This window comes from Streptomyces sp. NPDC091271 (assembly GCF_044757505.1).
Classification (GTDB): domain Bacteria; phylum Actinomycetota; class Actinomycetes; order Streptomycetales; family Streptomycetaceae; genus Streptomyces.
Genome location: NZ_JBIVVD010000011.1, coordinates 1 through 20,650, shown reverse-complemented (window position 1 = coordinate 20,650; position 20,650 = coordinate 1). Strand labels below are relative to the sequence as shown.

Sequence of the window (20,650 nt, the reverse complement as noted above, 5' to 3'; positions counted from 1 at the left end):
ACGTGGGCGGGCTCAGCCCTTGCCGACCAGGTCGTCCGGGAACGCGCCCGCCGAGGCCGCGGCGAACAGGAATCCCCGGCCCAGCTCGGTGAGCCTCTCCACACCGTCGGCGCCCAGGTGCTCGTACGGCGCGGCGTCCATCCGGTCCGTCGCCTCCTCCAGCTCCGCCCTGAGCGCGGTGCCCGCCTCGGTCAGCTCGCCCGTCGCGTCCAGGACCCCCCGGTCACGCAGCCGCTTTACCGCCGCGTCCCAGTCGGTGCGCCGCCAGCCGCGGGTGGCGAGGATCCACCGCGGCGCCATGCCCTTGCCGGTGGCGGTGTGGCTCACCAGGGCCTCGACGGGATCGAGACCGGCCGTCAGGAGGGCGGCCAGGTGCCCGTCGCCGCGGTGCTCGCGCAGCAGGGTCGCCGCGTGCCAGTAGGCCAGGTGCGGCTGCTCCGGCACCTGCAGATCCGCGTGCGCGGCGTACAGGGGCCGGGCGTGGCGGGTGCAGGCCTCGGCGGCCGTGAGGGCCAGGCGGGCGGCCTCCGCCATCTCCGGGGACGCGAGTGCCTCCTCGCCGAGCACCCGGCGCAGGGTCGAGTCGGCGGCCCGGAGGCGGGCGTCGAGTGCCGCCTGCGGGGTGATGTCCGACCAGACGGCCGGCAGATGGCGGGCCACGAGTTCGTGGTTGAAGTTGTAGAAGGTCGCGGTGACCGCACCCGCTCCGACCGCACCCAGGGCCGCGCCGCGCGCGGCGAAGTAGACCCGGCTCTCGTTGTCGATGCCGAGCTCCCCGAACTCCTTGCCGAGGTCGGGGGAGAAGTAGACACAGGAGTGCAGCGGATTGAGCGCGTTGTGGCAGCGGCGTCCGGCACGTGGCGGAAGAGTACTCATGCCCGCACGTTACCGACTGGTTGGTACGTGGGACAGGGCCGGGGCGCCGGTGAGGAACTCATGGCAGGAAAGGTGGGAAACTCGTCATTGCGGCCACCGGGCCGTCCGCCCAGGATGAAGGGCATGAAGCAGCGATCCGTACTCGTCGTCCTCTTCGAGGGCGTGCAGAGCCTCGACGTGAGCGGCCCGATGGAGGTCTTCGCCGGCGCCTCCCGCTTCCCCGGCGTCGCCTACGACCTGCGCACCGCCTCGCTGGACGGAGCCCCGGTCCGCTGCTCCAGCGGCCTCACGCTCGTTCCCGACGGCAGGCTCGTGGACGCCCCGGCGCCCGATCTGCTTCTCGTGCCGGGAGGTGCGGGCACGAGGTCACCCGCCCCTGAGCTGGTCGACTGGATCCGCACCCACGGCCCCCGGGCCCGACAGCTGGTGTCGGTGTGCACCGGCGCCCTCCTCCTCGCCGAGGCGGGCCAGCTCGACGGCCACCGGGTGACCACCCACTGGTCCTTCTGCGAGACGCTCGCCCGGACGTACCCGGCGGTGCGCGTGGACCCGGACCCGATCTTCGTACGCGACGGACGGGTGGCGACATCGGCCGGCGTCACCGCCGGCATCGACCTCGCGCTCGCCCTGGTCGAGGAGGAACACGGACGGGACGTGGCGCTCACCGTCGCCCGCCATCTCGTCGTGTTCCTGCGGCGCCCCGGCAACCAGGCGCAGTTCAGCGCCCAGCTCACCGCACAGACCGCCGTCCGTGAACCCCTCCGCGAACTCCAGCACTGGATCTCCGAGCACCCGGACGCCGACCTCTCGGTGGAGGCTCTCGCGGAACGCGCGCGGCTCTCGCCCCGCCACTTCGCCCGCGCCTTCCAGGCCGAGACGGGCCTCACCCCCGGCAGGTACGTCGAGCGCGTGCGCCTCGAACAGGCCCGCCGGCTGCTTGAGGACACGACCGACGGCGTCTCCGGGATCTCCCGGGCCAGCGGTTACGGCACTCCGGAAGCGATGCGGCGCGCCTTCGTCAAGGCCCTCGGGACCGCGCCCGCCGAATACCGGCGCCGCTTCCGGTCCCTGCCCGCCTGAAACGTCCCGACCACCACAGCACCGACGGAAGGAACATCATGCAGATCGCCATCGTGCTCTTCGACCGCTTCACCGCGCTCGACGCAGTGGGCCCGTACGAGATGCTCAGCCGGGCCCCCGGCGCCGAGACGGTCTTCGTCGCCGAGCGGCCCGGGCCCGTCCGCAACGACAACGGCAGCCTCTCGCTCGTCGCCGACCGGGCTCTCGCCGACGTGCCCGCCCCCGATGTGGTGATCGTGCCGGGAGGGCCCGGGCAGAGCGATCAGATGGAGAACGAGACGCTGCTCGGCTGGCTGCGGACGGCGGATGCCACCAGCACCTGGACGACCTCGGTCTGCACCGGCTCCCTGCTGCTCGCCGCCGCCGGGCTGCTCACCGGCCGTCGTGCCACCTCGCACTGGCTGGCCCTCGACGTCCTGAAGACCTTCGGGACCGATCCGACGGACGAGCGGGTGGTTGCCGACGGGAAGTACGTCACCGCCGCCGGTGTCTCCTCCGGCATCGACATGGGTCTGACCCTGCTCGGCAGGATCGCGGGTGACGACCACGCCCGGGCCGTCCAGCTGCTGACCGAGTACGACCCCCGGCCGCCCTACGACTGCGGTTCGCCGGCCAAGGCACCGGCGGCCATGGTCGAGGAGTGGCGGGCGAAGAGCCGCTTCATCCTGACGTAGACGGGTCGCTTCATTCTGACGTCGGCGAGGCCCCGGCATCCCCCGTCGTCCAGGTGAAACGGGGAGTGCGGCGCTCCAGGAAGGCGGCGACCCCCTCGGCGGTGTCGCCGCTTCCTCGTGCTTGCCGCGCCCAGTACGCGTCCCGGTCCTCGCGCCCGTCGGCGAACTCCTTCGCCGCGGCCTGGGTCAGCTGTGAACGCGACGCGAGGACCCGCGCGAACGCGGAGACCCGGGCCGCCAGCCCGCCCTCCGGCAGGACCTCGTCCACCAGTCCCGTGCGCAGGGCCCGTTCGGTCCCGATCAGCTCCCCGGAGAACAGCAGGAACTTCGCGGCGGCCGGGCCGACCAGCGCGACCAGCCGGCGCGTGGACGACGAGGGATAGACGATCCCGAGCTTGGCCGGGGTCACGCCGAAGGAAGCGCCCTCCTCGGCGAACCGCAGATCGCAGGCGGCGGCCAGCTGGCTGCCGCCGCCCACGCAGTATCCGCGTACGGCGGCCAGCGTGGGCCGGGGGAAGGCCGCCAGGGCCTCCTCGGCCCGGACGGCGAGTGCCTGAGGCCGCCCGGCCGGGTCCTGGAGGGAGGCGATGTCCGCACCCGCGCAGAAGGTGTCACCGGCGCCGGTGAGCACGAGGCCCCGCACGCCGGGGTCGGCGGCCAGCCCCTCCAGCAGCACGGGCAGCGCCTGCCACATCTCCGCGCTCATGGCGTTGCGCTTGGCGGGGTTGTTGATGACGACGGTGGCTACGCCGTCCACGACCGTGTGCTCCAGTCGCGGCTCCGTCCGAACCGCCTGCTCCCTGAGGTCCATGCGCCGGATGCTATCCGTACGGCCCGGACCCGTGAGCCGGCCGCTGTGGGCAGCGTCAGCTGACGGGGTGTCAGTCCGGTGACTGGACCAGATGGCGCCCGAAGAGGGCGAGAAGTAGTCCAATCATCTGGCGCTGTCATACCCACTCGGTCAAATTGCTTACAGAAGTGACCACTTGTGGTCAGAGCTGCAGTCCGGACCACGCTCTTCCCGACACTCATTACTCGATAGTCAGTGACATGCGAATCGAGAGCGGGTGGCGGTCCATGGAGAGCCGTGGGAGTGTTCCGGCCCATCCCGTGTCGTACGAGGGGGTGTGGCGCTTCACGGCGCCCGCCGTCGACGTCTCGGTACCGCAGGCGCGGCACGCCGTCCGGGACCTGCTCGACCGGCAGGGCGTACCCGTCGAGGACGACATCCTCCAGGGGCTGCTGCTGATCGTGTCGGAACTGGTCACCAACGCGGTCCGGCACGCGGCGCTGCTCTCGCCCGAGCTGGCCGTCGAGGTGGCCATCGGCGCGGAATGGATCAGGGTCTCCGTCGAGGACAACCACCCCTACCGCCCCACGGCGCTGGTCACCGACTACGCGCAGACCGGCGGCCGCGGGCTGCTCCTGGTCCGTGAGATCACCGCCGAGGCGGGTGGCACCTGCGACGTGGAGCACACCGCGGGCGGCGGCAAGATCATCTGGGCGGCGCTGCCCCTCAAGACGCAGCTCTGACCGCCCCCGGCGCGGCGGGCGGCCTCACCAGCCCGCGGACGGTCCCGTCAGCTCCCTGATCGCGGGCCGGGCGGCATCCAGCACGGTCATGAACCACGCCGAGAACGGCGCGGCGGCGTGCCGCTCCGCCAGCTCACCGGCGGTCACGAAGGCCGTCTCGCCGACCTCCTCCTCGTCCGGCCGCAGGCGCTCCTGCACCATGCCGACGAAGAGGTGGTTGAACTCCTGCTCCACCAGACCCGACATGGGGTCGGGGTGGTTGTAGCGGACCGTGCCCGCCGCGGCGAGCAGCGAGGGCGAGACCCCCAGCTCCTCGTACGTACGCCGGGCGGCCGCCGCGAACGGCGCCTCTCCCGGGTAGGGGTGGCCGCAGCAGGTGTTCGACCACACGCCGGGGGAGTGGTACTTGCCGAGCGCCCGGCGCTGCAGCAGCAGCCGCCCCTGCTCGTCGAAGAGGAAGACGGAGAACGCCCGGTGGAGCTGGCCGGGGGCCTGGTGCGCGGCGAGCTTCTCCGCGGTGCCGATGGTGGTGCCGTTCTCATCGACCAGTTCGAGCATGATCGCGTCTGCTGTGCCGTTCGACGAGCTGTTCGCCGCGGTGGCTGGTGTGGTCGGCATACCCATCCTTCGCTTTGGTTCCCGGCCTCGTGCGCCGGGCCCCTCGAGTGCGGTCAAGTCTGCCGTACAAAAGCCGCTTGTCCGCACTTCGGGTGCTGGCATGTCCGTCCCGCAGCGCCGGAGGGCGCGGCGGGACGGACACGGCGTCAGACTCCGAAGGCCGCCGCGTAGCGGATCGTGCCGCTGGGCACCGGGACGGATTCATCCAGGACCAGCGCCATCATCGCCTCGTCGGGAACCTCGAAGCCCGGCCTGATCCCGAACCGCGACGCCCGCCCGAAACCGAAGGCCGGGTAGTACTCCGGATGCCCGAGCACCAGGACGAGTGACTGGCCCTGCAGCCGTGCGGCGTCCAGCACCGCCCGGACGACCGCACGTCCGGCGCCGCCGCGCTGGTGTTCCGGCGACGTGGCCACCGGTGCCAGCGCGAGCGCGGGAGCGTCCCCGACATGGCACCGGGTCAGCAGGGCGTGGGCCGCCACGGAACCGTCCACAGCCTCGGCGACGTACGACAGGCCGGGCATCCAGGCACCGGGATCGGTGCGCAGCGCGTCGACCAGATCGGCCTCGTCCCGCGTCGGGAAGGCCGCGGCGACGACCTCGTGCACCGCGTCGCGGTCCGCCGCCGTCTCGGGACGCGTCCTCCAGCGGGGATCGAAGGGACGCAGCACATAGCCGTCCCGGTCGCTGTCGGGCTTCGCCGGCACCCCGAGCACGTGGCAGCCCGCCTCCACGGCCGCCGACGGCGAGCCGGCGGTCCGGCCACCGGTGATCACGATCGAGCCGCCGGGGGCGAGCAGCCGCCGCCAGTCCCGCAGCGCGGTGTCGAATGCGGTGATGTACGCCGAACCCTCGGCCCAGACCAGGTCGTAGGACCCGTCGGCGAAGCCGGCCCCGACGAGGCCGGCCGTGTCCGCCCGGACCGTACGGATCCGGGCACCGAGCCCGCGGGCTCCGGCGGCCTCGGAGAGCTCGTCGAGGAACGGCTGGTGCGGATCGACCGCCGTCACCCGGGCTCCCGCCTCGGCGGCGAGCAGCAGAGCGGCCCCGCCCGGGCCGCAGCCCAGGCCGAGGACGCGTGGATGTTCCGGCAGCGGGCCCGCCAGGGCGAGCAGCCGCAGTGTGGTGGCCTCCGAACCGGGGTCCTGCCGGATCAGCCGGTGACGCCGTTCGGGGAAAGCGTTGTACGTGTGGTCGGTCAAGGTGGGAACCCTTGGGTGAGAGGGCCCCGGCCGACGCGGCGCGAAGTGCCGAGTGGTCAGCCGGTGACCCGGGAGACGGTGAGGGAGGACCGATCGCTGCGCCGGGCAGCCGTCGTCGCGACAGTCATCAAACTCAGCTCCTTCTCTCTTCACGGGGCTCACGGGCCTCACGGGGCTCCGGACCCGCAGACCCTAGCACCGGGGCGGCTGTCAGTGGCAGAGCCGTGCCTCGTGCTCCTGGTGACCGCTGGGCTCCAGCTGGAAGGTGCAGTGCTCGACGTCGAAGTGGCTGCCGAGGCAGCCCTGGAGGTCGTGCAGGAGCTTCTCGTGACCGATCGAGTCCAGCATCTCCTGGTGCACCACCACGTGGGCGGAGAGGACGGGCATGCCCGAGGTGATCGTCCAGGCGTGCAGGTCATGGACGTCCAGCACCCCGGGCAGGGCCGTGATGTGGGCGCGTACCTCGTCCATGTCGACCCCCTTGGGCGCCGACTCCAGCAGTACGTCGAGCGTCTCCCGCAGGAGCTTCACCGTACGGGGGACGATCATCAGGCCGATCAGCAGCGAGGCGATGGGGTCGGCGGCCTGCCAACCGGTGGCCATGATGATGCCCGCCGCCACCAGCACCGTCACCGAGCCGAGCGTGTCCGCGACGACCTCGAGATAGGCCCCCCGGACGTTGAGGCTGTCCCGCTGCCCGCGCATCAGCAGGGACAGGGAGACGACGTTGGCGACCAGGCCGACGGCGGCGAACGCGATGGCCAGGCCGCCCTTGGTCTCGGCCGGGGTGATGAAGCGCTCGACCGCCTCGAACACCAGGTAGCCGCCGACGCCGAGGAGCAGCAGACAGTTGGCCAGCGCGGCGAGGATCTCGGCGCGGGCGAAACCGAAGGTGCGGTTGGGGCCCGCGGGCCTGTTGGCGAAGTGGATGGCCAGCAGGGCCATGCCAAGACCCAGCGCGTCGGTGGCCATGTGGGCCGCGTCGGCGATCAGGGCGAGCGAGTCCGCGAGCAGCCCGCCGACGATCTCCATGACCATGACGCCGAGCGTGATGCCCAGGGCGACCCTGAGCCGGCCCCGGTACGCGGCGGCGGCAGTCCCCGTCGGGGGCGGCCCTCCGTGCGTGTGCCCGTGATCGTGGCCAGCCCCCATGTGAACGCCTCCGTACATCCGTCGTGTCCCTCGGACACGTCTGACGCGCCTCGCCCGATGCGGCCAGTGAACTACGGGGGCGGGGTAGGGGGCAACACGGCACTGAACACCGTTGTCATATGCTCTGACCTGCGGAAACGATCGCAGGTCAGAGTGGATCCGGAGTCCGGGCCCTCACTGCGCGGCGCGGGCCTCGGGGTGGCGCAGGCACCAGCCCTCCCAGGCCGACTCCACCATCTCGCGCATGTCCCGGCGTGCCGTCCAGCCCAGCTTCTCGGTCATCCGCGCCGCCGACGCGACCGCCCGGGCCGCGTCCCCGGGCCTGCGGGGCTCGACGAGGGGCTCCGTGCGCAGGCCGGTGACCTCGCCCACCAGCTCGGCGAGCCGGCGCACGGACACGCCCTCGCCCCGGCCGATGTTCACGGTGAGGTCTGCGCCGTCCGAGGTCTCGTCCAGGTGCCTGGCGACCGCGAGGTGCGCCTCGGCCAGATCGGCGACATGGATGTAGTCGCGTACGCAGGTGCCGTCCGGCGTCGGATAGTCGTCACCGAAGACCCGCGGCGCCTCGCCCCGCGTCAGCCGGTCGAAGAACATCGGGACGACGTTGTAGACACCCGTGTCGGCCAGCTCGGGCTCGGCGGACCCCGCCACGTTGAAGTAGCGCAGGCAGGCCGTCGAGATGCCGTGGGCCCGCCCCGTCGCGCGCAGCAGCCACTCCCCGGCGAGCTTGGTCTCGCCGTACGGATTGATAGGCGCGCACGGCGTCTCCTCCGTGATGAGCTCCACGTCCGGGACGCCGTACACCGCCGCGGACGAGGAGAGGAGGAAGCGCGGCACACCGGCGGCGACCACGGCCTCCAGCAGCACTCCGAGCCCGGCCACGTTCTCCCGGTAGTAGAGCAGCGGCTTCTCGACGGACTCGCCGACCTGCTTCTTCGCCGCGAGATGCACCACACCCGTGACGGCGTGTTCCGCCAGGACCCTGTCGAGGACCTCGCGGTCCGAGGCCGACCCCCGCACCAGCGCGACGTCCGCGGGCAGCCGCGCCTCGATGCCCGTCGAGAGGTCGTCGAGCACGACGACCTGCTCCCCGGCCCGCATCATGGCCTTCACCACATGTGTCCCGATGTAACCGGCTCCGCCAGTGATCAACCACGTCATGCAGGTCAGCTTATGCGTTCCCCCGACGCGGTTTGTGGGGCGAGGCATTGATCGACGATGATGATCGCGAACGGCGCCGCATGATGGCCGATTCGGCCGAACGGAGCACGAACGGGCGGTGAACTCGGTCTTCCGTTCATCCGATAGCCTCAGCCGACGCGCCACCGGCCCACCTCCGGGCCGCATGTCCGCGCGCCGTTCCCGTTCAGTGCCAAGGAGTGAGTTCGTCTGTCGACCGCCATCCTCACCGGTGCGCCGGTACCCGGATCGTCGCTCGAGGACGATCTGCGGTCCCTCGGCTTCGACGTGACTGCCGCAGCCGACGCCTCCGAGGCCGCCGACCTGCTCGCCGCAGTCCCCGCGAGCAGGCGCGTCGCGCTCGTGGACCCCCGCTTCGTCGGCCATGTCCACGCGCTCAGGCTCGGACTCACCGACCCCCGCTTCGCCGCCGCGTCGATCCCCGGAGCGCTCACCGCGCAGCCCGAGGCCCGCCCCGCGCTGCTCCGCGCCCTCCAGCGGGCCGTGGCCGCCGTCGGCGCGGGGAGCCCCGTCGCGCCTCCCGGCGCCGAACCCGTCGCCGAGGACCGCACCGTGCCCGGCCGGCTGGCCGTGGCGCTGGACGCGGAGGGCACCACCGTGCAGCGCCCCGAGCTCGGTTCCCTCACGGCCTCCGTGCCCACCGGACCCGAGGAGCGGAGCACCGCGCAGGCCGCCGTCTCCGCCGTCGACGACGAAGCCGTACGGCTGCGCAGCGCGGTCAAGGCCCACGACGGCTTCTTCACCACGTTCTTCATCAGCCCGTACTCCCGCTACATCGCCCGCTGGTGCGCCCGCCGGGGCCTCACCCCGAACCAGGTCACCACCGCCTCGCTGATCACCGCGCTCATCGCGGCCGGCAGCGCCGCGACCGGCACCCGCGGCGGCTATGTCGCGGCCGGAGTGCTCCTGCTCTTCTCCTTCGTCCTGGACTGCACCGACGGGCAGCTCGCCCGCTACTCGCTCCAGTACTCGACGATGGGCGCCTGGCTGGACGCCACCTTCGACCGGGCCAAGGAGTACGCGTACTACGCGGGGCTCGCCCTCGGCGCCGCCCGGGGCGGCGACGACGTATGGGTCCTCGCGCTCGGCGCGATGGTGCTCCAGGCCTGCCGCCACGTCGTCGACTTCTCGTTCAACGAGGCCAACCACGACGCGGTCTCCAACACGAGCCCCACCGCCGCGCTCTCCGACAAGCTCGACAGCGTCGGCTGGACGGTCTGGCTGCGCCGGATGATAGTGCTGCCCATCGGTGAACGCTGGGCCATGATCGCCGTGCTCACCGCAGTGACCACGCCCCGGATCGTCTTCTACGCCCTGCTCATCGGCTGCGCCCTGGCCGCCTGCTACACCACGGCGGGCCGGCTGCTGCGCTCGCTGACCCGCAAGGCGCGGCGCACCGACCGTGCCGCCCGCGCCCTGGCCGAGCTGGCCGACTCCGGTCCGGTCGCCCAGGCCGTCGCCGCCGTGCTCCGGCGTCCGGGCGGCGGCTTCACGGCCCCGCTCCTGGCGTTCGCCGGAGCGCTAGTCATGGTCGCCGCGGCGCTGTTCGCCCCCTACGGCGGCTGGCTGACCGTGGGCGCCGCCGCGGTGTACGCGGCCGTCTCCGGACTGGCCGTCTCCCGGCCGCTCAAGGGCGCGCTCGACTGGCTCGTCCCCCCGCTCTTCCGGGCCGCCGAATACTGCACGATCCTGGTGCTGGCAGCGCGCAGTGACGTACCGCACGCCGTTCCCGCGGCATTCGGCCTGGTTTCGGCCGTCGCCTACCATCACTACGACACGGTGTACCGCATCCGGGGCGGCACCGGAGCGCCGCCCCAGTGGCTGGTGCGCACCATCGGCGGGCACGAGGGCCGGACCCTGGTCGTGGCCGTACTCGCCGCCGTACTGACCTCCGGTTCAGGTTTCACCACGGCTCTCACCGCGCTCGCGGCCGCCGTGGCTCTGGTGGTGCTCGTGGAGTCCATCCGCTTCTGGGTGTCCTCCTCGGCCCCCGCCGTACACGACGAAGGAGAACTCGCATGATCGGCCTCGTACTGGCTGCCGGTGCCGGACGCCGTCTGCGTCCTTACACGGACACGCTGCCCAAGGCCCTGGTGCCGGTGGACGGCGAGAAGACGGTCCTGGACCTGACACTGGCCAACTTCGCCGAGGTCGGACTCACCGAGGTCGCGGTCGTCGTCGGCTACCGCAAGGAGGCCGTCTACGCACGCAAGGCCGAGTTCGAGGCGAAGTACGGCGTGAAGCTGACGCTCATCGACAACGACAAGGCCGAGGAGTGGAACAACGCCTACTCCCTCTGGTGCGCGCGTGAGGTCCTGAAGCAGGGCGTCATCCTCGCCAACGGCGACACCGTGCACCCGGTCTCCGTCGAGAAGACCCTCCTGGACGCACGCGGCAAGGGCCAGAAGATCATCCTCGCCCTCGACACGGTGAAGACCCTCGCCGACGAGGAGATGAAGGTCATCACCGAGGACGGCAAGGGCGTCCGGCGGATCACCAAGCTGATGGACCCGGCCACCGCGACCGGCGAGTACATCGGCGTCACGCTGATCGAGCCCGAGGCGGCCGAGGAGCTCGCCGACGCGCTGAGGACCACCTTCGAGCGCGACCCCGACCTCTACTACGAGGACGGCTACCAGGAGCTCGTGAACCGCGGCTTCACCGTCGACGTCGCGCCCATCGGCGAGGTGACCTGGGTGGAGATCGACAACCACGACGATCTCGCCAGGGGCAGGGAGATCGCGTGCCGGTACTGACCCGCCTCATCCCGTCCCCGGTCGTCGTCGACATCCGTCGCGGCGCGATGGACGATCTGGCCGGTCTCCTTGCCGACCAGCGGATCTCCGCCTCGGGCAAGCTCGCCATCGCGATCAGCGGAGGCTCCGGGCGTGCCCTGCGCGAGAGGCTCGCGCCGGTGCTGCCGGGTGCCGACTGGTACCCGGTCATCGACGGCACGATCGACTCCGCGGTGCGGCTGGCCGACGGAATCAAGGGCAACCGCTACGACGCCTTGGTCGGCCTCGGCGGCGGCAAGATCATCGACGTGGCGAAGTACGCCGCGGCGCGTGTGGGCATGCCCATGGTCGCCGTCGCGACGAACCTGTCCCACGACGGGCTCTGCTCCCCGGTCGCGACCCTGGACAACGACAACGGACGGGGCTCCTACGGGGTCCCCACGCCGATCGCCGTCGTCATCGACCTCGACGTGATCCGGGAGGCGCCCGCGCGCTACGTGCGATCGGGCATCGGCGACGCGGTCTCCAACATCTCGTGCGTCGCCGACTGGGAGCTTGCCCACGAGGTGCGCGGCGAGGACATCGACGGCCTCGCGGCCGCCATGGCCCGCCAGGCGGGCGAGGCGGTCCTGCGCCACCCCGGCGGGATCGGCGACGACGCGTTCCTCAAGGTGCTGGCCGAGGGCCTCGTCCTGACCGGCATCTCGATGTCGATCGCGGGGGACTCACGTCCGGCCTCGGGCGGATGCCACGAGATCAACCACGCCTTCGACCTGCTGTACCCGAAGCGCGCGGCCAGCCACGGCGAGCAGGTCGGCCTCGGCGCCTGCTTCGCCATGCACCTGCGGGGCGCGCACGAGGAGTCGCTGCTCATGGCGTCCGTACTGCGGCGCCACGGGCTGCCGGTGCTGCCCGACGAGATCGGCTTCACCCCCGAAGAATTCGTGCGGGCCGTCGACTACGCCCCGCAGACGCGCCCGGGACGCTTCACGATCCTGGAACACCTCAACTTGTCCACCGACCAGATCAGGGACGCGTACGCCGACTATGCAAAAGCCATCCATAGCTGAACTCCGTCCGGTCGTGCACCCTCCGGGCGTGAAGGACCGGCGCAGTGGCGAGCACTGGGCGGGTCGGCTCTACATGCGAGAGATCTCCCTGCGCATCGACCGGCACATCGTCAACACCAAGGTCACACCCAACCAGCTGACCTACGTGATGACCGTCGCCGGTGTGCTCGCGGCGCCCGCCCTGCTGGTTCCGGGCATCCCCGGGGCCCTGCTCGGCGTGGTGGCGGTCCAGCTCTACCTGCTGTTCGACTGCGTCGACGGCGAGGTGGCCCGCTGGAAGAAGCAGTACTCGCTGGGCGGGGTCTACCTGGACCGGGTGGCCGCCTATCTGTGCGACGCGGCGGTGCTGGTCGGCTTCGGCCTGCGCGCCGCCGATCTCTGGGGCCCGGGACGCATCGACTGGCTGTGGGCCTTCCTGGGCACGCTCGCCGCGCTGGGCGCCATCATGATCAAGGCCGAGACCGACCTCGTCGGCGTAGCCCGTCACCAGGGCGGACTGCCGCCCGTCAAGGAGGCCGCTTCCGAGCCGCGCTCCTCCGGCATGGCGTTCGCCCGACGGGCCGCCGGCGCGCTCAAGTTCCACCGGCTGATCCTCGGCATCGAGGCGTCGCTGGTCATCCTGGTCGTCGCCGTCCTCGACACGGTCAGGGACGACCTCTTCTTCAGCCGTCTCGCGGTCGCCGTCCTGGCCGGCATCGCCCTTCTCCAGACCGTCCTGCACCTGGTGTCGATCCTGGCGTCCAGCAGGCTGAAGTGAGCTCACCCATGAAACTCGGCGCGGTCATCATCACCATGGGCAACCGCCCCGACGAACTGCGCGCCCTTCTCGAATCGGTCGCCGCGCAGGACGGCGACCGGATCGAGGTGGTCGTCGTCGGCAACGGCGCCCCGGTCCCGGACGTCCCCGCGGGCGTACGGACCGTCGAGCTGCCCGAGAATCTGGGGATCCCCGGCGGCCGCAACGTCGGTATCGAGGCGTTCGGCCCGTCCGGAGCCGATGTGGACGCCCTGCTCTTCCTCGACGACGACGGGCATCTGCCGAACACGGACACCGCCGAGCTCTGCCGGCAGGCGTTCGAGGCGGACCCGAAGCTCGGAATCGTCACCTTCCGCATCGCGGACCCGGACACCGGCGTCACCCAGCGACGGCACGTGCCGCGGCTGCGTGCCTCCGACCCGATGCGCTCCTCCCGCGTCACGACGTTCCTCGGCGGCGCGAACGCCGTGCGGAGCCAGGTGATCGCCGAGGCGGGCCCCCTCCCCGCCGAGTTCTTCTACGCGCACGAGGAGACCGACCTCGCCTGGCGTGCCCTGGACGCCGGCTGGATGATCGAGTACCGGTCGGACATGGTGCTCAACCACCCCACGACCGCTCCCTCGCGGCACGCGGTCTACCACCGCATGGTGGCCCGCAACCGCGTCTGGCTCGCCCGCCGCAACCTGCCCGCACCGCTGGTCCCCCTCTACGTCGGGGTCTGGCTGCTCCTCACGCTGGTCCGCAGGCCCTCCCTGCCCGCCCTCAAAGCATGGTTCGGAGGCTTCCGGGAAGGCTGGACCAAGCCCTGCGGACCCCGGCGCCCCATGAGGTGGCGTACGGTATGGCGGCTGACCAGGCTGGGCCGGCCACCGGTGATCTGAGAGGCTCTCCTCTGAGACCATGAACCATATTCAATCCGTACGGGGAACCTGTCCGCCTCGGCCGCGCCCGCGACCGGCTGCGCATTGTGAAGACGAGAGTTCTTAACTGTGAGTGACACGACCCATGACGGCGGGATTGCGCTGAGCAGCCCGCCGTCCGCCGACGAGGGACTGAGCGCGTCCCAGCTGGCCGACAAGTACGGCTTGACGGTAAGCGGCGCCCGGCCAGGGCTCTTCGCGTACATCCGGCAGCTCTGGGGCCGTCGGCATTTCATCCTGGCGTTCTCGAGGGCGAAGCTGACCGCGCAGTACAGCCAGGCCAAGCTCGGCCAGCTGTGGCAGGTCGCCACGCCGCTGCTGAACGCCCTGGTCTACTTCTTGATCTTCGGGCTGATCCTGGGCACCCGGAAGGGGATGCCCCAGGAGGTCTTCATCCCGTTCCTGGTGACCGGTGTCTTCGTCTTCACCTTCACCCAGAGCTCGGTCATGGCGGGGGTGCGCTCCATCTCGGGGAACCTCGGCCTGGTCAGGGCGCTGCACTTCCCCCGGGCGTCGCTCCCCGTCTCCTTCTCGCTGCAGCAGCTCCAGCAGCTGCTGTACTCGATGATCGTGCTGGTGGCCGTGGCGGTGGGCTTCGGCAGCTACCCGGCACTCTCCTGGCTGCTCGTCGTGCCGGCGCTGGCCATGCAGTTCCTCTTCAACACCGGCCTGGCGCTCGTCATGGCACGGCTGGGCAGCAAGACACCGGACCTCGCCCAGCTGATGCCGTTCGTGATGCGTACCTGGATGTACGCCTCGGGTGTCATGTTCTCGATTCCCGTGATGCTGGCGGACAAGCCGCAGTGGATCGCCGACGTGCTGCAGTACAACCCGGCGGCCATCTACATGGACCTGGTCCGCTTCGCACTGATCGACGGCTACGGCTCGGAGAACCTGCCGCAGCACGTCTGGGCCGTCGGGCTCGCCTGGGCGCTCGTGGTGGGCGTCCTGGGCTTCGTGTACTTCTGGAAGGCAGAGGAACGGTACGGCCGTGGCTGAGGAAACGTCCCAGGGACACATCCCCACCGTGATCGCGGACGACGTGCACATCGTGTACCGGGTCAACGGCACAGGTGGCGGCAAGGGAAGCGCCACCGCGGCACTGAGCCGGATCATGCGCCGGGGCAAGGGCGAACCGCGCGGTGTGCGCAAGGTGCACGCGGTGCGGGGCGTCTCCTTCACCGCCTACCGTGGCCAGGCCATCGGTCTCATCGGGACCAACGGTTCCGGCAAGTCCACCCTGCTGCGGGCCATCGCCGGCCTGCTGCCGACGGAGCACGGCAAGGTGTACACCGACGGACAGCCCTCGCTGCTCGGCGTCAACGCGGCTCTCATGAGTGACCTGACCGGTGAGCGCAACGTCGTGCTCGGCGGTCTCGCCATGGGCATGAGCCGCGAGGAGATCCGCGCGCGGTACAAGGACATCGTGGACTTCTCCGGGATCAACGAGAAGGGCGACTTCATCACGCTGCCCATGCGGACGTACTCGTCCGGCATGGCGGCCAGGCTGCGCTTCTCGATCGCGGCCGCCAAGAACCACGACGTCCTCATGATCGACGAGGCGCTGGCCACCGGTGACCGCAAGTTCCGGGTCCGCTCCGAGGAACGGATCCGCGAGCTGCGCAAGGAGGCCGGCACGGTCTTCCTGGTCAGCCACAACAACAAGACCATCAGGGACACCTGCGACCGGGTCCTGTGGCTGGAGAAGGGCGAGCTCCTGATGGACGGCCCCACCGAAGAGGTGCTGAAGGCCTACGAGCGGGAGACGGGCAAGTAACCGTCGCACGCGTGTGGCCCCCGCCGGAGTGCAGCGGCGGGGGCCCCGCGGTGTGCGGGCCCGCGTCGGGACGGCCCGCGGCGGCTGTGGACGCCCGGGTGGATCTCCTCCCGGCGGATGACGTCAATTGCTCAGGATCCGGGGAAGGTTGACGGCGGCCGATGCGTTGCACGGGGCGCGCTGCACCCCGGCGCGGTCCTGTGAGCTGTACAACGTAAGCTGTAGCGGTGCTGATTCGCGGCTATGTGGGGTGATACGCCCCCGCGCATCGCCCGTTGTGTGCGTGTCGCACTCGGCCGGACGAGCGGCGTGTCCGAAAAGGGATGTTTTGGGTCAGCAGTGTAGAACGGGAGATATGACGGCAATGATGGAAAATCTCCAGCTCCGACGTGGTTTCGCCGTCCCCGCGTCGGGCGGTACGCAGTGACTCGTACCCAGCAGGCGCGCGCCGACGCCGCCACCGCCACGCTCGACAAGGCCGCCGACGAGAACTTCCCCGTGGCCCCCTTCTTCCTGCCCCGGGCATGGCGCGACGACCTGATGGCCGTCTACGGATTCGCCCGCCTCGTCGACGACATCGGTGACGGTGACCTGGCTCCCGGTGGCGCCGACGCCCGCCACCTCGGCCTCGAACCCGGACAGGCCGAGGACCGGCTCGCCGTGCTGGACGCGCTCGAAGCCGATCTGTACCGCGTCTTCCGGTCCACCGGCGACGACCCGCGCCACCCCCTGATGCGCGCCCTGCGCCCCACCGTGCGGCGCTGCGCGCTCACCCCCGAACCCTTCCTCGGGCTCGTCGAGGCCAACCGGCAGGACCAGAAGGTCCGTCGCTACGGGACCTACGGGGACCTGCTGGCCTACTGCGAGCTATCGGCCAACCCCGTCGGCCGACTCGTCCTGCAGATCACCGGCACCGCGAGCCCTGAGCGGATCCGCCGCTCGGACGCCGTCTGCACCGCGCTGCAGATCGCCGAGCACCTCCAGGACGTCGCCGAGGACCTGGGCCGCGACCGGATCTATCTGCCCGCCGAGGACATGGCCCGCCTGCATGTCGGCGAAGCGGACCTGGCGGCACCGTCCGCGGGCGCGGCGGTGCGTGCGCTGATCGCGTTCGAGGCGGAGCGCGCCCGGGACCTGCTGGACGAGGGAGTCCCCCTGGTGGGCAGCGTCCACGGCCGGCTGAAGCTGCTGCTCGCCGGATTCGTCGGCGGAGGACGGGCCGCCCTCGGCGCGGTCACTGCCGCCGGCTTCGACGTACTGCCCGGACCGCCCGGACCCACCACGCCCAGACTGCTGCGCGAGGTGGGAGACGTCCTGCGAAGAGCGCACAGAGAGGGGTGAGCCGGACCGTGGAGGGACAGACGACGTACATGTCGGCACCGGTACAGGCCGCGTACAGCTACTGCGAGGCCGTGACCGGACAGCAGGCCCGCAACTTCGCGTACGGCATCCGACTGCTGCCGTACGAGAAGCGGCAGGCCATGTCGGCGTTGTACGCCTTCTCCCGTCGGGTCGACGACATCGGCGACGGCGAGCTGGATCCGGAGACGAAGCGCACCCGGCTGGAGGACACCCGGGGACTGCTCGTCCGGATCCGGGACAACGCGGTCGAGGAGGACGACACCGACCCGGTCGCGGTCGCGCTGGCCGACGCCGCGCACCGGTTCCCGCTGCCGCTCGGCGGTCTCGACGAGCTCATCGACGGCGTACTGATGGACGTGCGCGGAGCGACGTACGAGACCTGGGACGACCTCAAGGCGTACTGCCGGTGTGTCGCGGGTGCCATCGGGCGGCTCAGCCTGGGCGTTTTCGGGACGGAAGCGGGTGCACCCGGCGCAGAACGCGCCGCGGAGTACGCCGACACCCTCGGCCTCGCGCTCCAGCTCACCAACATCCTGCGCGACGTGCGCGAGGACGCGGGCAACGGGCGTACGTACCTGCCCGCCGACGACCTCGCGAAGTTCGGCTGTTCCGCCGGATTCCACCGGGCCACCCCGCCCCCCGGGTCCGACTTCGCCGGCCTGGTGCACTTCGAGGTCCGGCGCGCCCGGGCGCTCTTCGCCGAGGGCTACCGGCTGCTGCCCATGCTGGACCGGCGCAGCGGCGCCTGTGTGGCCGCCATGGCCGGCATCTACCGCCGGCTCCTCGACCGGATCGAACGCGATCCCGAGGCGGTCCTGCGCGGAAGGGTCTCGCTGCCCGGCCATGAGAAGGCGTACGTTGCGGTGCGCGGCCTGTCAGGGCTCGACGCGCGTTACATCTCACGCCGGACGGCGAGGGGGAGGATCTGATGACGGGTCCGATCCGGGTGCGGGGGCGGGCAACCCCGGGGCGCCGCGATGCGTCCCTGTCTGCGACGACACGGCGAAGGGAGCAGGCATGACCGGCCGGAACCCTCGGTCCTCCCGGGCAGTGGTCGTCGGCGGCGGGCTCGCGGGCGTCACCTCGGCGCTGCGTCTCGCGGACGCGGGTCTGGACGTGACCCTGCTCGAAGGCCGCCCCCGGCTCGGCGGGCTCGCCTTCTCCTTCCGGCGCGGCGACCTGTCCGTCGACAACGGCCAGCATGTCTTCCTGCGCTGCTGCACCGGCTACCGCTGGTTCCTGGGCCGGATCGAAGGGGCCCACCTCGCCCCGCTGCAGGACCGCCTCGACGTGCCCGTACTCGACGTGGGCCGGCCGGCCGGACCGCGGCTCGGACGGCTGCGCCGCACCGGACTGCCCGTACCGCTGCACCTCGCCGGCGGGCTCGCCGCCTACCCGCACCTCTCGCTCGCGGACAAGGCCCGAGTCGCCCGCGCCGCACTGGCGCTGGGCCGTCTCGACCCCGCCGACCCCGCGCTCGACGGCATCGACTTCGCCACCTGGCTCCGCCGCCAGGGACAGTCGAGCCGCGCCATCGAGGCCCTCTGGGACCTCGTCGGCGTCGCCACGCTCAACGCCACCGCGCCCCACGCCTCCATGGCGCTGGCCGCGAAGGTCTTCAAGACGGGGCTCCTCTCCGAGCCGGGCGCCGCCGACATCGGCTGGTCGGCCGTGCCGCTCGGGGACCTCCACGACACCCTCGCCCGCAAGGCGCTCGAGTCCGCGGGTGTCGAGATCCATGTGCGCACCCGGGCCGGCTCCCTCGCCCGCGCCGAGGACGGCCGCTGGGCCGTCGAGACCGACGGCGAACGGTTCGAGGCGGACACCGTCGTCCTCGCCGTGCCGCAGGGGGAGACCCACCGGCTGCTGCCCGACGGCGCGCTCGACGACCCCGGCCGGCTGCTCGACCTCACCGACGCACCCATCCTCAACGTGCACGTCGTCTACGACCGCAAGGTGCTGCGCAGGCCGTTCTTCGCCACGCTCGGCTCACCCGTGCAATGGGTCTTCGACCGCACGGCGTCCTCCGGACTCCAGGGCGCCGGGCAGTACCTCGCGGTGTCCCAGTCCGCTGCGCAGGACGAGATCGATCTGCCCGTCGCCGAGCTGCGCAAGCGGTACCTGCCCGAGCTCGAACGCCTCCTCCCGGCAGCGCGTGGGGCCGGGATCCGCGACTTCTTCGTCACCCGGGAACGCACCGCGACCTTCGCACCCACGCCGGGCGTGGGCCGCCTGCGGCCGGGCACGCACACCCGCGCCCCCGGGCTGCACCTGGCGGGAGCATGGACCGCCACCGGCTGGCCCGCCACGATGGAGGGTGCCGTCCGCAGTGGCTTCAGTGCCGCGGACGCCGCGCTCCAGGCCCTCGGCCGGCCACACGAACATCCGCTGCAGGAGGCGGCATGAGCAGTACCACCGGAACAAGAGGAGAGTCTGTGACCCCGGCGAATCCGGCTTACGACACCGTGGCGGACACCACGGACGTCACCGCGCTTCTGGAGCGCGGAAGGGCCCTGTCAGCGCCGGTGCTGCGAGCTGCCGTGGACCGGCTGGCGCCGCCCATGGACACCGTCGCGGCCTATCACTTCGGCTGGATCGATGCCCAGGGCAGGCCGGCCGACGGCGACGGAGGCAAGGCCGTGCGCCCCGCACTGGCCCTCCTGTCCGCCGAAGCGGCGGGCGCCCCGGCAGAGGCCGGCATCCCCGGAGCCGTGGCCGTCGAACTCGTGCACAACTTCTCGCTGTTGCACGACGACCTGATGGACGGTGACGAGCAGCGCCGGCACCGCGACACCGTATGGAAGGTGCACGGCCCCGCCCAGGCGATCCTCGTCGGCGACGCGCTCTTCGCGCTGGCCAACGAGATCCTGCTGGAGCTCGGCACCGTCGAGGCCGGCCGGGCCGCCCGCCGGCTGACCACGGCCAGCCGCAAGCTGATCGACGGTCAGGCCCAGGACATCTCCTACGAGCACCGCGAGCGGGTCACCGTCGAGGAGTGCCTGGAGATGGAGGGCAACAAGACGGGCGCCCTGCTCGCCTGCGCCGTCTCCATCGGTGCCGTGCTCGGCGGAGCCGACGACCGCACGGCCGACGTCCTGGAGGCGTACGGCTACCACCTCGGCCTCGCCTTCCAGGCGGTCGACGACCTGCTCGGGATCTGGGGCGACCCGGAGTCCACGGGCAAGCAGACCTGGAGCGATCTGCGCCAGCGCAAGAAGTCCCTGCCCGTCGTGGCCGCGCTCGCCGCGGGCGGACCGGCCTCGGAGCGCCTGGGCGAGCTGCTCGCCGCCGACGCGAAGAGCAACGACTTCGACAGCTTCTCCGAAGAGGAGTTCGCCGCCCGTGCGGCACTCATCGAGGAGGCGGGCGGCCGTGAATGGACCGCCCAGGAAGCCCGCCGTCAGCACGCGGTAGCCATCGAGGCGCTGCACGGCGTCGACATGCCGGAACGAGTGCGGGCGCAGCTCACCGAGCTCGCCGACTTCGTGGTCGTACGAAAGAGATGATGACCATCCAGATATGACTCGCAGTCGCCGGCGGGGGCCCCCCCGGGGGCCCCCCCCCCCCCCCCCCCCCCCCCCCCCCCCCCCCCAACCAACCCGGGGCCCCCCCCCCCCCCCACACGCCCACCACCACGCCCGCGAACGCCCCCGCCCCCGACCGACCCACTGCCCCCCCCACGCCCCCCACACCC

The 20,650-nt window shown here is 71.6% G+C and carries 20 protein-coding genes; 14 read left to right on the top strand and 6 right to left on the bottom strand.

Annotated elements, in window-relative coordinates; genetic code table 11:
- Nucleotides 1-12 precede the first annotated feature (12 nt).
- Nucleotides 13-876, bottom strand: a complete 864-nt coding sequence (locus ACIQM3_RS35455; protein WP_401631951.1) for a hypothetical protein — start codon at nt 874-876, stop codon at nt 13-15.
- 123 nt (nt 877-999) lie between these two features.
- Between ACIQM3_RS35455 and ACIQM3_RS35450 the strand changes: the two genes are divergently transcribed.
- Both ACIQM3_RS35450 and ACIQM3_RS35445 read left to right on the top strand, forming a co-directional pair.
- The gene (locus ACIQM3_RS35450) at nt 1,000-1,956 is read left to right on the top strand and encodes a GlxA family transcriptional regulator (protein ID WP_401631949.1); all 957 of its coding nucleotides are present in this window, start codon (nt 1,000-1,002) and stop codon (nt 1,954-1,956) included.
- Between the two features lie 38 nt (nt 1,957-1,994).
- Complete coding sequence (locus ACIQM3_RS35445) at nt 1,995-2,630, top strand: DJ-1/PfpI family protein (protein WP_401631947.1); 636 nt, start codon at nt 1,995-1,997, stop codon at nt 2,628-2,630.
- Between the two features lie 10 nt (nt 2,631-2,640).
- Here ACIQM3_RS35445 and ACIQM3_RS35440 read toward each other — a convergent pair whose 3' ends face one another.
- Entirely contained in the window at nt 2,641-3,441 is an 801-nt protein-coding gene (locus tag ACIQM3_RS35440; protein WP_401631944.1) for an enoyl-CoA hydratase/isomerase family protein, read from the bottom strand.
- Nucleotides 3,442-3,707: 266 nt separating this feature from the next.
- Here ACIQM3_RS35440 and ACIQM3_RS35435 point away from each other — a divergent pair, with 266 nt between their 5' ends.
- Nucleotides 3,708-4,163 (top strand): ATP-binding protein, encoded by a 456-nt coding sequence (locus tag ACIQM3_RS35435; RefSeq protein ID WP_401632155.1) that lies wholly within the window; start codon nt 3,708-3,710, stop codon nt 4,161-4,163.
- 24 nt (nt 4,164-4,187) lie between these two features.
- Here ACIQM3_RS35435 and idi read toward each other — a convergent pair whose 3' ends face one another.
- The 4 genes from idi to galE form a co-directional block, all read right to left on the bottom strand.
- A complete protein-coding gene (gene idi / locus ACIQM3_RS35430; RefSeq protein WP_401518361.1) occupies nt 4,188-4,781 on the bottom strand; it encodes an isopentenyl-diphosphate Delta-isomerase in 594 nt (197 codons plus the stop codon).
- Between the two features lie 146 nt (nt 4,782-4,927).
- Nucleotides 4,928-5,983, bottom strand: a complete 1,056-nt coding sequence (locus tag ACIQM3_RS35425; RefSeq protein WP_401631941.1) for a GNAT family N-acetyltransferase — start codon at nt 5,981-5,983, stop codon at nt 4,928-4,930.
- A gap of 210 nt (nt 5,984-6,193) precedes the next feature.
- Nucleotides 6,194-7,135 carry a cation diffusion facilitator family transporter gene (locus tag ACIQM3_RS35420; protein ID WP_401631938.1) on the bottom strand — a complete coding sequence of 314 codons (942 nt, stop codon included), beginning with the start codon at nt 7,133-7,135 and terminating at the stop codon, nt 6,194-6,196.
- A 174-nt stretch (nt 7,136-7,309) separates the two neighbouring features.
- Nucleotides 7,310-8,296, bottom strand: a complete 987-nt coding sequence (gene galE / locus ACIQM3_RS35415) for a UDP-glucose 4-epimerase GalE (RefSeq protein WP_401631936.1) — start codon at nt 8,294-8,296, stop codon at nt 7,310-7,312.
- A gap of 306 nt (nt 8,297-8,602) precedes the next feature.
- Between galE and ACIQM3_RS35410 the strand changes: the two genes are divergently transcribed.
- The 11 genes from ACIQM3_RS35410 to ACIQM3_RS35360 all read left to right on the top strand — a co-directional run bounded on the left by ACIQM3_RS35410 (nt 8,603) and on the right by ACIQM3_RS35360 (nt 20,462).
- Nucleotides 8,603-10,357 carry a DUF5941 domain-containing protein gene (locus ACIQM3_RS35410; RefSeq protein WP_401631934.1) on the top strand — a complete coding sequence of 585 codons (1,755 nt, stop codon included), beginning with the start codon at nt 8,603-8,605 and terminating at the stop codon, nt 10,355-10,357.
- On the top strand, nt 10,354-11,091 hold the full coding sequence (locus ACIQM3_RS35405) for a sugar phosphate nucleotidyltransferase (protein WP_401631931.1): 738 nt from the start codon (nt 10,354-10,356) through the stop codon (nt 11,089-11,091). The genes ACIQM3_RS35410 and ACIQM3_RS35405 overlap by 4 nt, the downstream gene beginning before the upstream one ends.
- Complete coding sequence (locus tag ACIQM3_RS35400) at nt 11,079-12,140, top strand: iron-containing alcohol dehydrogenase family protein (protein ID WP_401631928.1); 1,062 nt, start codon at nt 11,079-11,081, stop codon at nt 12,138-12,140. The genes ACIQM3_RS35405 and ACIQM3_RS35400 overlap by 13 nt, the downstream gene beginning before the upstream one ends.
- Nucleotides 12,118-12,897 (top strand): CDP-alcohol phosphatidyltransferase family protein, encoded by a 780-nt coding sequence (locus ACIQM3_RS35395; RefSeq protein ID WP_401631925.1) that lies wholly within the window; start codon nt 12,118-12,120, stop codon nt 12,895-12,897. Before ACIQM3_RS35400 ends, ACIQM3_RS35395 begins: the two co-directional genes overlap by 23 nt.
- A gap of 8 nt (nt 12,898-12,905) precedes the next feature.
- Complete coding sequence (locus tag ACIQM3_RS35390) at nt 12,906-13,778, top strand: glycosyltransferase family 2 protein (RefSeq protein ID WP_401632152.1); 873 nt, start codon at nt 12,906-12,908, stop codon at nt 13,776-13,778.
- A 108-nt stretch (nt 13,779-13,886) separates the two neighbouring features.
- The gene (locus ACIQM3_RS35385) at nt 13,887-14,816 is read left to right on the top strand and encodes an ABC transporter permease (RefSeq protein ID WP_401631922.1); all 930 of its coding nucleotides are present in this window, start codon (nt 13,887-13,889) and stop codon (nt 14,814-14,816) included.
- A complete protein-coding gene (locus tag ACIQM3_RS35380) occupies nt 14,809-15,594 on the top strand; it encodes an ABC transporter ATP-binding protein (protein WP_329235887.1) in 786 nt (261 codons plus the stop codon). The genes ACIQM3_RS35385 and ACIQM3_RS35380 overlap by 8 nt, the downstream gene beginning before the upstream one ends.
- Before the next feature lie 423 nt (nt 15,595-16,017).
- Nucleotides 16,018-16,935, top strand: a complete 918-nt coding sequence (gene hpnC / locus ACIQM3_RS35375; RefSeq protein WP_401631915.1) for a squalene synthase HpnC — start codon at nt 16,018-16,020, stop codon at nt 16,933-16,935.
- A gap of 29 nt (nt 16,936-16,964) precedes the next feature.
- Nucleotides 16,965-17,885: a presqualene diphosphate synthase HpnD gene (hpnD, locus tag ACIQM3_RS35370; RefSeq protein WP_393766537.1), complete on the top strand. Its 921-nt coding sequence runs from the start codon at nt 16,965-16,967 to the stop codon at nt 17,883-17,885.
- A gap of 88 nt (nt 17,886-17,973) precedes the next feature.
- Nucleotides 17,974-19,362 carry a hydroxysqualene dehydroxylase HpnE gene (hpnE, locus tag ACIQM3_RS35365; RefSeq protein WP_401631912.1) on the top strand — a complete coding sequence of 463 codons (1,389 nt, stop codon included), beginning with the start codon at nt 17,974-17,976 and terminating at the stop codon, nt 19,360-19,362.
- Nucleotides 19,359-20,462, top strand: coding sequence for a polyprenyl synthetase family protein (locus tag ACIQM3_RS35360; RefSeq protein WP_398966268.1), 1,104 nt, complete (start codon nt 19,359-19,361; stop codon nt 20,460-20,462). The genes hpnE and ACIQM3_RS35360 overlap by 4 nt, the downstream gene beginning before the upstream one ends.
- Nucleotides 20,463-20,650: the final 188 nt, after the last annotated feature.